Below are 12,661 nucleotides of genomic sequence, written 5' to 3'. Positions count from 1 at the left end.
AAATAATGCTAAGTAAGGTAGTTATGAAATTGGACGGAATTTCTCAGCGACAAAAGGTAACGAAGAAGGGACAGAGATAGTCTCCATTTCAGGATAACGTAATCCGGTTAATTTGCCACCAAATACAGCACCAGTATCAATATTGACTGTCTGATTGACGAATCGAGGTTCTGCTACTGGTGTATGTCCATATACAATCCAAGCTTGCCCCTTGTACTCTTGCGCCCAATCGCGACGGACAGGTGAGCCATCGGCATGCTTTTCTCCTGTAATATCGCCATATAATACAAAGGTTTGTACTTTTTTATCTCGTCTTCCTATGTAATCTTGCCGAATCCCAGCGTGACATACGATTACTCTTTTTTCATCTAGTATGTGGTAGAGCGGTGATTGTTCATAAAGAGTGATAAACTTTTCTTTTATAATGTTTTGCTTATGAGAAGGAAGTGCCTCATATTCAGCAACAGTTGTTTCAAGTCCGTGAGCGACTGTTACATTACGCCCAAGGAAAAATCGATATAGTTTATTACAGTGATTTCCAGGAGCGTAATAAGCTTCTTTTCTATGTATGACAAGTTCCCATACAATTTCAATCATACGTAATGAATGAGGACCACGGTCTGTAATATCGCCAACGAATGCAAGTTTACGTTGGTCAGGGTGAACCGGTAGACCGCTACTCCAGTTATATCCTAGCTTCTCTGTTAAATTTTGAAACTCTTGGAAGCATCCATGAATATCTCCTATAATGTCATATTTCATATTTAAACCTCCATCGTATTTTTCATTAGTATATCTAAAAAAGGATAGAGATAAAAATATAGCGTTTTTGTGTTGTTCATTTAAACATAAAGATTTTCGTTCTTGAGCGAACATTTAAAATGAATCCAATCGCAATCATGTATGTAAGCAGTGAACTTCCTCCGTAACTCATAAGAGGTAATGTTATCCCTGTAATGGGAAGTAATCCGATTGTCATCCCGATATTTTGGAATACTTGGAAAGTAAACATTCCGATTGTACCAGCGCAAATGTAACTACCGAAGGGGTCATTACTTTCTAAAGCAATATGAATCATTCGAAAAATGAGTAAGAAAAAAAGAGAAATAATGACACTTGCGCCTAGAAATCCAAATTGTTCAGCGACATTAGTGAAAATAAAATCTGTATGTGGTTCTGGAAAATATACTTGTCCATTTTCCCACCCTTTTCCTTGCATTTCTCCGGATCCAGTCGCTAAGAATGCTTGTCTTAATTGATAGCCTTGTGCATCATATTTGTAAGGTGCTAACCATCCGTAGAAGCGATTTAATTGATATTCTTTTAAAATGTGTGCTTTAAAGAAATCTGTGTGAGTAAAAAAAATATATATTAATGTAGATCCAGCAACGAAAGTACCTGAAACTAATCCGAAAATAAAACGCCATCGTATGCCAGAAACTAGTATCATTGCTGCAAGCATCGCTGAAATGACCATTGTGTTTCCTAAATCTGGTTCTTTTGCAATAAGTAGTAGTGGTGGCAAGCTTGTCGCAAATATTTTTCCAAGTAATAAAAAATCATCACGCATTGTTCGGGGAAAATATTTCTCATTATGATTTGCTATAATTCTTCCAATGACGATAATTAAAAACAATTTCATAATTTCAGAAGGCTGAAAATTCCCGATGCCTGGGAGCCTGTACCAAGCGGTAGCGCCTTTAATTGTAACGGCACCTGGTACTTGAAGTTCTAGTCCAATAAGTAGTACCATTGCAAAGCTATACAAATACCAAGCAATTTTTTGATAACGATCGAAATCGATAATCATAATAACACCAATGGCTATAAATCCAATGAAATACCATTGGATTTGCTTTAGTACAAAATTGACGTTTTGTAAAAATGGCGGTAAAGAGGCTTGCGCACTTGCAATAGCACAACAACTAACAATCCCAATGGCAAATAAAATAAATAGTAATACGTAGTCTATTTGATATTGAGAATTTGGATCTTTCAATGTAGGTATTCCTTTCTAATGCTCTTTATAGTAATGGATTTTATAGTATGAGAAAGAATGTATGAACTATACGAATGATTCGCATATAGCCCATACACTTTTAATTTTGCAGAGTAATTTAATTGTTTAACTCTTTAATAATTATATCCAAACAATGGGAAAGACGTACATGTGCGTCAGGAAAAATATCTAGTTGATGAAGATAGTATTTTAAGGAACTTTTACACCATTGGTAAGCACTAAGTAGAGCTGCTCTATAGTCCGTAGTATTTTGTAAAAAGCCATATTCTTTTGCTGTTATAACGAGGTGTGTGAAATCTTCACAACCTTGAAGGAGCTTATTGTGTATTTGTTGTCCAGCATGGTAGCGAAATTGACTTAAAGGCTCAGAAATGTATATTGCATTTCCTTTAGAAAGTAAAGAAATCCATGAGGCCATATCAACACTACAAGAATATTGTCGCTCTTTAAGAGTACCAAAAGGATCAGTGAGCAATTCTTTTCGGAACAAAGTAGTTGTAGGCTCACCGATAATATTGTGCCCGCCCTTTAACATCCAATTACCTAAAAATATCCCGTTTAATGGAGTGTCTTCACTATATAACCTTTGTGTTGGATGGGAATCACCTATTAGATTTCCATGATCATCAATACGTACTCGATAAGAAGTAACAAGAGCAAGATTTTTATTGGGATCTTGCTCAAAATAGGTCATCATTTTTTGTATTTTATGCTTATAAAACACGTCATCGTCCATTAAAAAATTTATATACTCACCATTTGATTTTTCTATGAGCATAAGGTCATTGTGAAATTGTCCTAGAGTAGGGATATTTCGAATGTATGTTATATTTTTATAATTTGGTAAGTATTGTTCGCGTATTAAAGTTGCTGTTTCATCATTTGTACTATCATCTCCGATAATGATTTCAATATTTGAATAAGTTTGTGCCAATGCACTTTCTAGAGCAATTTTAAAATAATGAGGCCGATTATAAGTGGGAATAAGGATGGAAACGAGAGGTAGATTTTTTTCATTCATCATACATAACTTCCTTTCAGAAGTTTTTTTTTGTAAGAACAATATCTTGGTAACTTGTATATTCATGTCTGCCGCACCATAAACCGTAATGCGGCTTATTGATTATTTCTAGGCCGTACTTATTCAATAGATTGCAAATATCTGTCTCAGGATAAGCAACTGCAAAATTTGGAATATCTTTATTCACAACGTAGCAATTTTCAATTCGATGATAAAAACCTAATGTACTTTGTCCTGCATTTAAATAATAGGACGATTCAGGATTTATTAGAAAGAATGTAATGAAACATCTCCCGTCTTTTTTTAATACACGTACAATTTCAGATACGTAATGTTCTAATTCTTTTGGGAGAAGATGTGTAAATACAGAAGTTAAAAAGATAAAATCGAATGTCCCATCTTCATAGGGAAAACGATATTGAGAGGCATCTTCTGTTCCTTCTGGATTATAGAATTGATTGTATATGTCAACATGTTCAAAGTGAAAATTATTACGCATAGTTGAAATGTTATTTTGACACCAAATAATTCCATCTTTAAACAAATCAAATCCATAATACGCTCCATCATCATTTAAGTAATTCAATAATGGTACAGCCATTCGGCCGACGCCGCAGCCTACATCTAATACTTTTTCATTTGATTTTAAAGCGCCAATTTGAATAAAATGCTTTAGGAACTCTTTTCCAACTTTTTTGAAGTCGCCACCTACATACTGGACGAGTTCAGGAGGGGGGAGTAAAGTCATTTCTTTGTTAAGTTCGCTCATGAGTATACCCCTTTCTTGTATGAGAAGATGCAGTAAATCTATTAATAAAATTTTCAATTTGTAGTGAGAGAACACAGGAAAACCATTGTTATATGTAAGGAGATTCCGAAAAAGAATACTTAATTGGATTAGAAGTGAGAGAAGGATGAGTAGAAATGGAATCTCCTATAGATTAAATCTTTTTTTATTCTTTTCTCCAATAAACGCCAAATACATCAATTTTAGTAATAGGGGCTTTTAAATTCCGTTGATTTCTAAAGTCTGTCACAGCCTCAGCGCATGGCGGTAGCCCGTAGTCATCGATAATTATATAGCCACCTTTAGAAACTTTATCATATAAGTTCACGAGACCATCCATTGTAGATTCGTACATATCACCATCAAGCCGTGCAATTGCTATTTTTTCAATTGGTGCTGTTGGTAAAGTATCTTTAAACCAGCCTTTTAAAAATTTCACTTGATCATTTAGTAAATCATATTTTTTGAAATTCTCTTGTACTTGTTCTAAAGAGACGCGTAAGTAATCGAATGTGTGTAAATAATCACCGTAATCTTTTGGATATTGTTCTAGATTCGGTGCTGGCAAACCTTCAAATGAATCTGCGACCCACACATTACGATTCGTAATGTTGTTTGCTTGTAAAAAACCATTCATAAAAATGCATGATCCTCCGCGCCATACACCTGTTTCAATAAAATCTCCTTCTATATTTTCACGAACAACGGTTTCCATTGCCTCTTGTAATTGGTTCATACGTTCTCGACCAATCATGCTATGTGCTGCTCTTGGCCAATCCATTCCATCATGACGTTCACTTTTTGAAACATTTGGTTTTACAATTTTTAAGTTATGGTTTTCAGCATATTGCTTAATGAATAAAGGGAGGGGGACTGTAACTGGTTCGAATTCTAGTTCTTTCGAAATATGTAGAGATGCGGGTAAGTATGCCTCATATTCCAACCATATTTCAAATAAAATTGTCTTCTTTAGCAATTCGAGATAAAGCTGAACCGCAGATTTACTTTCCATATTTGTGCCTCCTGCAAAATGTCATACAACAATATGATTATGTAGATAGCGAATGTTTCATGATTGAATTTAAAATTGAAAAAGCAGTAAAACTGATAACAGTTTTACTGCTAAGTAAAAAATTAAGCAACTTTTTCAATAATAATAGATGCATTTGTACCAAGAGCTAATGATAGCCCAAGTCCTGTAACGATTACTTCAACTAATGATGGAGTTGTCGTAATTTGCGTAATTGCTTGAACAACGATAGGTGCTCCAACTGAGATTAAAGTAGCCCCAGTACCTGGTACAGATACCCCATTTACTTGGATTGTAAGCCCCCCTAATACACTTATTGCCGCAGTATATACGATAACAGTGATTTTATAGAATCCAGTTTCAGCAATAACGAAAGTATCAGCATCTAATTGAGAAATTGCTGTACCAAACTGAGATCCAACAGTATTAAATGGTACTGGAGCATTAAGTCCAAGATCTAAAGAAATTCCAGCGGAGTTAAATGCATACAATCCTGCTGGAAGTCCTAGTCCGGATGGGCCAGTCGGTCCAGTCGGTCCAGTAGCCCCAGTAGGCCCCGTAGGTCCAGTAGCTCCAGTGTCACCAGTAGGCCCCGTAGGTCCAGTAGCCCCAGTGTCACCAGTAGGCCCCGTAGGTCCAGTAGCCCCAGTGTCACCAGTAGGCCCCGTAGGTCCAGTCGTCCCAGTGTCACCAGTAGGCCCCGTAGGTCCAGTAGCCCCAGTGTCACCAGTAGGCCCCGTAGGTCCAGTAGTCCCAGTGACACCAGTAGGTCCAGTAGGTCCAGTAGGCCCCGTAGGTCCAGTAGGCCCCGTAGGTCCAGTAGGTCCAGTAGGCCCGGTAGGTACAGTAGGCCCCGTAGGTCCAGTCGGTCCAGTCGGCCCGGTTGGCCCAGTCGGAAGGGTAAACGGTGGTATCGGTGGTAATGTAGGTCCTACAAGATTAGGGTCAAATGCACTAGCTGATAAAGATTCATCGGGATTTAATCCATTTGAATAATTATTATTTGACATAAATTCACCTCCATAAAGCGTTCATTATATAGTAGATGCAAAACCGAAAGAAAATGACACGGACATTTGAATTATTGAAAAGAAATCTTAAACTACTTGAACAATTTAAAAAAATGGAAAGTTTAGTATATGTATAACATATGATTGATTTGGAAGAGGGTGATTATGTTGAACAAGCAAGGAATTACAATTAGTTTATGTATGATTGTTCGAGATGAGGAGGAGACAATAGCCCGTTGTTTAGAAACAGTTGAAAAAATTGTGGATGAAATTATAGTAGTTGATACAGGTTCCGTCGATCGAACGAAAGAAATCGTAGAGAAATACACTTCTAACATATATGATTTCCAGTGGATTGATGATTTTGCAGCAGCAAGAAATTTTTCTTTTTCAAAAGCGACGCAAGAGTATATATTGTGGCTAGATGCAGATGACGTATTATTAGAAGATGCTCAAGAAGCATTGAAACTTTTAAAAAGAGAATTAGATCCTAAAATTGATGCTGTTTCGATGCCTTATCACCTTGCAATGGATTCTAACGGGAAACCTTTATATTGTACAAAAAGAAATCGACTTGTAAAGCGTGAAAAACAATTTCAATGGTTTGGAAAGGTTCATGAGTATTTGGCTATTTCTGGTGAGGTTTTTAGTAGTAATGTTGCTATTACACATAAAAAAGAAAAAAAAGTAACAGATCGTAATTTGAAAATTTTTCAAAATACTGTAGCTGCAGGTGAAGAATTGAGTCCGAGAGATTTATTTTATTACGCAAATGAATCTACGGATAACCAAAAATATGATGATGCAGTTCTTCTATATGAAACATTTCTTAATCAAGACGAAGGATGGTATGAAGAAAAAATTTATGCATGTGGTAAGCTAGGAGATTGCTATGCGAAGCTCGGAATGTGGGAGAAGGCAATCGAATCTTGTGTGAAGTCGTTTCGGTATGACGTCCCTAGAGGAGAGAATTGTACAAGAATAGGATATATATATATGGAACAAGAAAAATATAATGAAGCGATATTTTGGTTTAAACTTGCAACGGAAGTACCAATGGCAACGGAAAGCCCTTTCCATAGTCCAGCTAGCTACACATGGCTACCCTATTTACAAATGTGTATTTGTTATAGCAGGTTAGGGGAGCAGGATAAAGCGTATTATTACAATGAATTAGCAGCTTCTTATGTTCCGAATAATGCTGCAATTGAATATAACCGTAAATATTTTCGGGGAGTTTTTGATAAACCATATAAAGTGTAATAGGTTTCGTTTTTTAGAAATGATTTATCGCTATTCTAACTCTAATAGATTGGTTATATATTAGAGTATCAGTAACGTAACCAATATAAATAAAAGATTTTATACTGCTATTTGCGGGCTAATAATCATTGGGGGATGAAAAAAATCTGCACTTTATAGAATTCATATGAGATTTATATTTCTAATTCAATTTGCATAAGGAGTGTGTGAAATGAATCGCGAAAAAAGTTCTTTATATGAAGAAAAATCCGAGCATTATTATAATGCAGCGAATCCGAATTTATTAAAGCATATAAAAAAGGAATGGAAAGAAGTTCTTGATATTGGTTGCTCGAGCGGTGCATTGGGAGCGGCTATTAAAGAAAATGGTACACGTGTATCAGGAATTGAGGCATTTCCAGAGGCGGCAGAAAAAGCGAAAGAAAGACTAGATCATGTTATTTTAGGGGATATAGAAAAAATAGATCTTCCTTATGAGGAGGGGCAATTTGATTGCGTCATATTTGGGGATGTATTAGAGCATTTATTTGATCCGTGGGCTGTAATAGAAAAAGTAAAGCCATATATAAAGCAAAATGGTGTGATTTTAGCAAGTATACCAAACGTTGCTCATATTTCAGTATTAGCTCCCTTACTTGCTGGAAATTGGACGTATACAGAATATGGTTTATTAGATAAAACACATATTCGTTTCTTTACATTCAATGAAATGCTAAGAATGTTTTTAAAAGCAGGATATTCAATTAGTAAAGTAGATCGTGTATATGTTGATCATAAAATGTATGAACCACTTATTGAGGAGTTATATGGAATTTGTAAAAAATATCGTCTTGGAAGTGGCTTCATGGCTGAGACAGTTGTATTTCAGTATATTATTGAAGCTGAAAAATCACAATTATGAGTGCTGCAGACAAAACAATATTATTTGTTACATGTATAAATGATCGGAAATTGTATGCAAACTGCGTGCGACATATATTGCAATTGTTAGTACCGCCAGGATATATTGTCCAATTTATGCCGATTCGAAATGCGAAAAGTATGACGAGTGGATACAATCAAGCCATTTCGCATCCTGCGAAGTATAAAGTTTATTTACATCAAGATGTTTTTATTATAAATAGGGCTTTTTTATACGGATTACTTCAATTATTTGAGGAACATGAACACCTTGGGATGATTGGGATGGTTGGAGCGCAATATGTTCCTCCGACTGGTGTATGGAACGAAGGGCGTGGAATTGTAGGGAAGGTCATTGGTTATATGAATGATTTGTTTTATATGGCAAGTTTAGAACAACCGTATCATGAATCAAAAACATTTATTCCTGTAGAATGTATTGACGGTTTATTAATGGCGACACAATATGATGTTCCGTGGCGAGAAGACGTATTTGACGGATTTGATTTTTATGATGTATCTCAATCGTTTGAATTTAAAAAAGCAGGATATACAGTCGGTGTGCCTGTACAGCGCGATGCTTGGTGTATCCATTATCATTTTGATGTGAATATGACGAACTATGAAAAGTATCGAAAAATATTTGTGGAACACTATATGTCAGATGTAAATAAGGAAGAATAAAAGGGGGGACAAAAATGAAAGATCATACAATATTAGTCGTTGTTTGTGTAAATAATGAGGAGCTTTTCAAACAATGTGAGAGCCAAATAAGAAACATTTTTGTTCCCCCTGGTTATGTCGTGCAAATTTTTCCGATACGAGATGCGCAAAGTATGGCAAGTGCATACAACCGAGCCCTTTCATATCCAGCGAAATACAAAGTGTATATACATCAAGATACATATCTTATTAATCAAGACATGTTTTCTACACTTATATCTCTTTTTAAAGAAAATGAAAAGCTTGGTTTAATAGGAGTCGCTGGGGCTCAGTTTTTACCGAATAACGGGATATGGTGGGAAGGAAAAAATTTAGTAGGGAAAGTGATTGAATATAGAAGACAGAATTATCAATTATTAAATTTAGATCAGGTTTTTTATGGTAATCAACCATTTTTGTCAGTTCAGGCAATTGATGGTTTATTTATGGCAACGCAGTATGATATTCCGTGGCGAGAAGATTTGTTTCAAGGGTTTCACTTTTATGATATATCACAGTCTTTAGAGTTTCAAAGGGCTGGTTATTTAATCGGTATCCCAAATCAAGCAAATTTATGTTGTATTCATTACAACGGGGATGAGTTTGATGCGGATACATATGAGAAGTACCGGAAAGTGTTTGTAGAACATTACAAAGATATATTATCTCCATCATAAAGGAGAGATGCAAAGTGAAAGGAATTATTTTAGCAGGTGGTACTGGATCGAGATTATATCCAATAACGAAAGTAACGAATAAACATTTACTTCCTGTTGGTCGGTATCCGATGATTTATCATGCGGTATATAAGCTAAAACAATGCGATATTACAGATATTATGATTATTACAGGTAAAGAGCATATGGGGGATGTTGTTAGCTTTTTAGGGAGTGGTCATGAATTTGGAGTGTCCTTTACGTATCGTGTGCAAGATAAAGCGGGCGGGATCGCACAGGCGTTAGGGCTTTGTGAAGATTTCGTCGGGAATGATCGTATGGTAGTTATATTAGGGGATAATATTTTTTCAGATGATATTCTTCCGTATGTTGAAGAGTTTGCAAATCAAAAAGAAGGTGCGAAAGTGCTATTACAATCTGTAGAAGATCCCGAAAGATTTGGCGTAGCACATATTCAAAATGGAAAAATAGTTGAAATTGAAGAAAAGCCGAAAGAGCCGAAAAGTTCTTATGCGGTTACGGGAATTTATTTGTATGATTCGAAAGTCTTTTCTTATATTAAAGAATTAAAACCTTCTGCACGGGGAGAACTTGAAATTACAGATATAAATAATTGGTATTTAAAACGAGGGGTACTTACTTATAATGAAATGAGCGGCTGGTGGACTGATGCGGGAACTCATGCTTCGCTTCAAAAGGCGAATACGTTAGCGCGGGATATTAACTTTGGGAAACAGTTTAACGGAGAATAGGTGAGAATATGAAAGTTATAGAAACAAATTTTACCGATGCAAAATTGTTAGAACCGAGGTTATTTGGAGACGAGCGTGGTTTTTTTTCAGAGAGTTATAATAAGCAGGTGCTAGAAACATTAGGGATTACGTATTCATTTGTACAGGATAACGTATCTTATTCGGCTAAGGCTGGAACGATTCGAGGACTACACTTTCAAAAAAAACCGAAAGCACAAACGAAACTCATTCAAGTTATGCAAGGGGCAATTTATGATGTTATCGTTGATTTACGAAAAAAATCACCAACATTTAAACAATGGAAAGGGTATATTTTAAGTGCAGATAACCATCGGCAATTACTAGTGCCAAGAGGGTTTGCACATGGATTTTGCACGCTTGTCCCGCATACTATCGTTATGTATAAAGTAGATGAATATTATAGCGCAGAGCATGACTCTGGATTACTTTGGGAAGATAAAGATTTAGCAATTCCTTGGCCAGTAACCGATCCTATATTGTCCGATAAGGATCAGATATTACCATTATTAGAGGAATATGAAGATAGTTTTTAAGTAGGAGCGTTGTTTATGAATATATTAGTAACAGGTGGGGCTGGATTTATTGGAAGTAATTTCGTTCATTACATGCTACAAAGTTATGAAACATATAAAATTATTAATTACGATGCATTAACATATAGCGGGAATTTAAATAATGTAAAATCTCTTCAGAATCACCCGAATTACTTTTTTGTAAAGGGAGAAATTCAAAATGGAGAGCTATTAGAACACGTTATAAAAGAGCGGGACGTACAAGTGATTGTAAATTTTGCAGCTGAATCACATGTGGACCGTAGTATTGAAAATCCGATTCCTTTTTATGATACAAATGTAATTGGGACGGTCACTTTATTAGAACTAGTTAAAAAATATTCGCATATAAAATTTGTGCAAGTATCAACGGATGAAGTGTATGGCTCTTTAGGAAAAACAGGGAAGTTCACAGAGAAAACGCCGTTAGCTCCAAATAGTCCATATTCTTCAAGTAAGGCGAGCGCGGACATGATAGCTCTATCTTACTATAAAACATATCAATTACCGGTTATAGTAACGCGTTGTTCTAACAATTATGGACCGTACCAGTATCCTGAAAAATTAATTCCATTAATGGTTACGAATGCACTAGAAGGAAAAAAACTACCGTTATATGGTGATGGTTTAAATGTAAGAGATTGGTTACATGTAACGGATCATTGCAGTGCGATTGACGTTGTTTTGCATAAGGGACGTGTAGGAGAAGTATATAATATAGGTGGAAATAATGAAAAAACAAATGTAGAAGTTGTGGAACAAATTATTACTCTTTTAGGAAAAACAAAAAAAGACATTGAATATGTTACAGATCGTTTAGGGCACGATCGTCGTTATGCGATTGATGCAGAGAAAATGAAGAATGAATTTGATTGGGAACCGAAATATACGTTTGAACAAGGATTACAAGAGACGGTGAAATGGTATGAAAAGAATAAGGAATGGTGGAAACCACTAAAAGACCAGTAAGGGGCATGTTACATGAAAGAGAGGGTTATCATAACAGGAGCAAACGGTCAATTAGGAAAGCAACTATTTGAAGAGTTAAACTCTGAAGAATATGATATATATCCATTTGATAAAAAGTTATTAGATGTGACAAATATATCCCGAATACAACAAGTGGTACAAGAAATAAAACCACATATAATTATTCATTGTGCTGCCTATACGAAAGTAGATCATGCGGAGAAAGAACAGGATCTTGCATATAGAATAAATGCAATCGGAGCTAGAAATGTAGCGGTTGCTTCACAATTAGTAGGGGCGAAGCTAGTTTATATTAGTACTGATTATGTATTTCAAGGCGCTAGACCAGATGGATACGACGAATTTCATAGTCCAGCGCCGATAAATATATATGGAGCCTCTAAGTATGCGGGGGAGCAGTTCGTCAAAGAGTTACATAATAAATATTTTATCGTTCGCACATCGTGGCTATATGGTAAATATGGAAATAATTTCGTGAAAACGATGATGCGATTAGGAAAAGAAAGAGATGAAATATCTGTTGTAGCGGATCAAGTTGGCTCGCCTACGTATGTGGCGGATTTAAATATGGTTATTAATAAGCTCATTCATACTTCTTTATACGGTACATACCACGTATCAAACAGAGGCTCATGCTCTTGGTTTGAATTTGCACAAAAGATATTTTCGTATGCAAATATGAAAGTGCATGTATTACCTGTTTCAACGGAAGAATTCGGGGCTGCAGCTGCGAGGCCCAAATATTCTATTTTTCAACACAACATGCTACGATTAAATGGTTTTTCACAAATGCCTTCTTGGGAAGAAGGATTAGAGCGGTTTTTTATAGAAACCAAAAGTCATTAACAAATTTCTGTTAATGACTTTTTTGTTTGCCTTTAAGCGGTTTTATGGTACTATAATTATAGTATCAGGTACTAATAACAAGTATAAGTAT

14 protein-coding genes are annotated in these 12,661 nt (G+C 35.7%); 8 read left to right on the top strand and 6 right to left on the bottom strand.

Annotated elements, in window-relative coordinates; translation table 11 throughout:
• Nucleotides 1–21: 21 nt before the first annotated feature.
• The 6 genes from prpE to AC1Q51_RS12880 form a co-directional block, all read right to left on the bottom strand.
• Nucleotides 22–762: a bis(5'-nucleosyl)-tetraphosphatase PrpE gene (gene prpE, locus AC1Q51_RS12905; protein ID WP_000872702.1), complete on the bottom strand. Its 741-nt coding sequence runs from the start codon at nucleotides 760–762 to the stop codon at nucleotides 22–24.
• Between the two features lie 76 nt (nucleotides 763–838).
• Nucleotides 839–1,999: an FtsW/RodA/SpoVE family cell cycle protein gene (locus AC1Q51_RS12900; protein ID WP_000654698.1), complete on the bottom strand. Its 1,161-nt coding sequence runs from the start codon at nucleotides 1,997–1,999 to the stop codon at nucleotides 839–841.
• A gap of 118 nt (nucleotides 2,000–2,117) precedes the next feature.
• Nucleotides 2,118–3,044: a glycosyltransferase family 2 protein gene (locus AC1Q51_RS12895; RefSeq protein ID WP_065228475.1), complete on the bottom strand. Its 927-nt coding sequence runs from the start codon at nucleotides 3,042–3,044 to the stop codon at nucleotides 2,118–2,120.
• 13 nt (nucleotides 3,045–3,057) lie between these two features.
• Nucleotides 3,058–3,810, bottom strand: a complete 753-nt coding sequence (locus tag AC1Q51_RS12890; protein WP_065228468.1) for a class I SAM-dependent methyltransferase — start codon at nucleotides 3,808–3,810, stop codon at nucleotides 3,058–3,060.
• A gap of 184 nt (nucleotides 3,811–3,994) precedes the next feature.
• On the bottom strand, nucleotides 3,995–4,840 hold the full coding sequence (locus AC1Q51_RS12885) for a TylF/MycF family methyltransferase (RefSeq protein WP_000444386.1): 846 nt from the start codon (nucleotides 4,838–4,840) through the stop codon (nucleotides 3,995–3,997).
• Nucleotides 4,841–4,962: 122 nt separating this feature from the next.
• Nucleotides 4,963–5,868 carry a BclA C-terminal domain-containing protein gene (locus AC1Q51_RS12880; protein WP_458895032.1) on the bottom strand — a complete coding sequence of 302 codons (906 nt, stop codon included), beginning with the start codon at nucleotides 5,866–5,868 and terminating at the stop codon, nucleotides 4,963–4,965.
• A 165-nt stretch (nucleotides 5,869–6,033) separates the two neighbouring features.
• Here AC1Q51_RS12880 and AC1Q51_RS12875 point away from each other — a divergent pair, with 165 nt between their 5' ends.
• The 8 genes from AC1Q51_RS12875 to rfbD all read left to right on the top strand — a co-directional run bounded on the left by AC1Q51_RS12875 (nucleotide 6,034) and on the right by rfbD (nucleotide 12,570).
• Complete coding sequence (locus AC1Q51_RS12875; protein WP_090975820.1) at nucleotides 6,034–7,131, top strand: glycosyltransferase; 1,098 nt, start codon at nucleotides 6,034–6,036, stop codon at nucleotides 7,129–7,131.
• A gap of 211 nt (nucleotides 7,132–7,342) precedes the next feature.
• Nucleotides 7,343–8,032, top strand: coding sequence for a class I SAM-dependent methyltransferase (locus AC1Q51_RS12870; protein ID WP_001078430.1), 690 nt, complete (start codon nucleotides 7,343–7,345; stop codon nucleotides 8,030–8,032).
• The gene (locus tag AC1Q51_RS12865) at nucleotides 8,029–8,715 is read left to right on the top strand and encodes a glycosyltransferase family protein (protein WP_001271186.1); all 687 of its coding nucleotides are present in this window, start codon (nucleotides 8,029–8,031) and stop codon (nucleotides 8,713–8,715) included. The genes AC1Q51_RS12870 and AC1Q51_RS12865 overlap by 4 nt, the downstream gene beginning before the upstream one ends.
• A gap of 14 nt (nucleotides 8,716–8,729) precedes the next feature.
• On the top strand, nucleotides 8,730–9,410 hold the full coding sequence (locus AC1Q51_RS12860; RefSeq protein WP_492331543.1) for a glycosyltransferase family protein: 681 nt from the start codon (nucleotides 8,730–8,732) through the stop codon (nucleotides 9,408–9,410).
• A gap of 14 nt (nucleotides 9,411–9,424) precedes the next feature.
• Nucleotides 9,425–10,162, top strand: a complete 738-nt coding sequence (locus AC1Q51_RS12855) for a sugar phosphate nucleotidyltransferase (RefSeq protein WP_492331542.1) — start codon at nucleotides 9,425–9,427, stop codon at nucleotides 10,160–10,162.
• A gap of 8 nt (nucleotides 10,163–10,170) precedes the next feature.
• Nucleotides 10,171–10,716: a dTDP-4-dehydrorhamnose 3,5-epimerase gene (rfbC, locus tag AC1Q51_RS12850; protein ID WP_000864165.1), complete on the top strand. Its 546-nt coding sequence runs from the start codon at nucleotides 10,171–10,173 to the stop codon at nucleotides 10,714–10,716.
• Between the two features lie 15 nt (nucleotides 10,717–10,731).
• The gene (gene rfbB / locus AC1Q51_RS12845) at nucleotides 10,732–11,703 is read left to right on the top strand and encodes a dTDP-glucose 4,6-dehydratase (protein WP_001024177.1); all 972 of its coding nucleotides are present in this window, start codon (nucleotides 10,732–10,734) and stop codon (nucleotides 11,701–11,703) included.
• Nucleotides 11,704–11,715: 12 nt separating this feature from the next.
• The gene (gene rfbD, locus AC1Q51_RS12840) at nucleotides 11,716–12,570 is read left to right on the top strand and encodes a dTDP-4-dehydrorhamnose reductase (protein WP_098235198.1); all 855 of its coding nucleotides are present in this window, start codon (nucleotides 11,716–11,718) and stop codon (nucleotides 12,568–12,570) included.
• Nucleotides 12,571–12,661: the final 91 nt, after the last annotated feature.

The organism is Bacillus sp. MT94, from assembly GCF_058792475.1.
Note: the sequence above shows the minus strand (reverse complement) of the source record. Positions and strands in the feature narration are given on the sequence as shown.

What these genes read in the sequence shown, in the direction of transcription:
- AC1Q51_RS12885 (WP_000444386.1), bottom strand. Translation starts at nt 4,840, where the DNA reads ATGGAAAGTAAATCTGCGGTTCAGCTTTATCTCGAATTGCTAAAGAAG.
- AC1Q51_RS12865 (WP_001271186.1), top strand. Translation starts at nt 8,029, where the DNA reads ATGAGTGCTGCAGACAAAACAATATTATTTGTTACATGTATAAATGAT.
- AC1Q51_RS12860 (WP_492331543.1), top strand. Translation starts at nt 8,730, where the DNA reads ATGAAAGATCATACAATATTAGTCGTTGTTTGTGTAAATAATGAGGAG.
- rfbB (WP_001024177.1), top strand. Translation starts at nt 10,732, where the DNA reads ATGAATATATTAGTAACAGGTGGGGCTGGATTTATTGGAAGTAATTTC.
- AC1Q51_RS12870 (WP_001078430.1), top strand. Translation starts at nt 7,343, where the DNA reads ATGAATCGCGAAAAAAGTTCTTTATATGAAGAAAAATCCGAGCATTAT.
- AC1Q51_RS12895 (WP_065228475.1), bottom strand. Translation starts at nt 3,044, where the DNA reads ATGATGAATGAAAAAAATCTACCTCTCGTTTCCATCCTTATTCCCACT.
- AC1Q51_RS12890 (WP_065228468.1), bottom strand. Translation starts at nt 3,810, where the DNA reads ATGAGCGAACTTAACAAAGAAATGACTTTACTCCCCCCTCCTGAACTC.
- AC1Q51_RS12875 (WP_090975820.1), top strand. Translation starts at nt 6,034, where the DNA reads ATGTTGAACAAGCAAGGAATTACAATTAGTTTATGTATGATTGTTCGA.
- prpE (WP_000872702.1), bottom strand. Translation starts at nt 762, where the DNA reads ATGAAATATGACATTATAGGAGATATTCATGGATGCTTCCAAGAGTTT.
- rfbC (WP_000864165.1), top strand. Translation starts at nt 10,171, where the DNA reads ATGAAAGTTATAGAAACAAATTTTACCGATGCAAAATTGTTAGAACCG.
- AC1Q51_RS12880 (WP_458895032.1), bottom strand. Translation starts at nt 5,868, where the DNA reads ATGTCAAATAATAATTATTCAAATGGATTAAATCCCGATGAATCTTTA.
- rfbD (WP_098235198.1), top strand. Translation starts at nt 11,716, where the DNA reads ATGAAAGAGAGGGTTATCATAACAGGAGCAAACGGTCAATTAGGAAAG.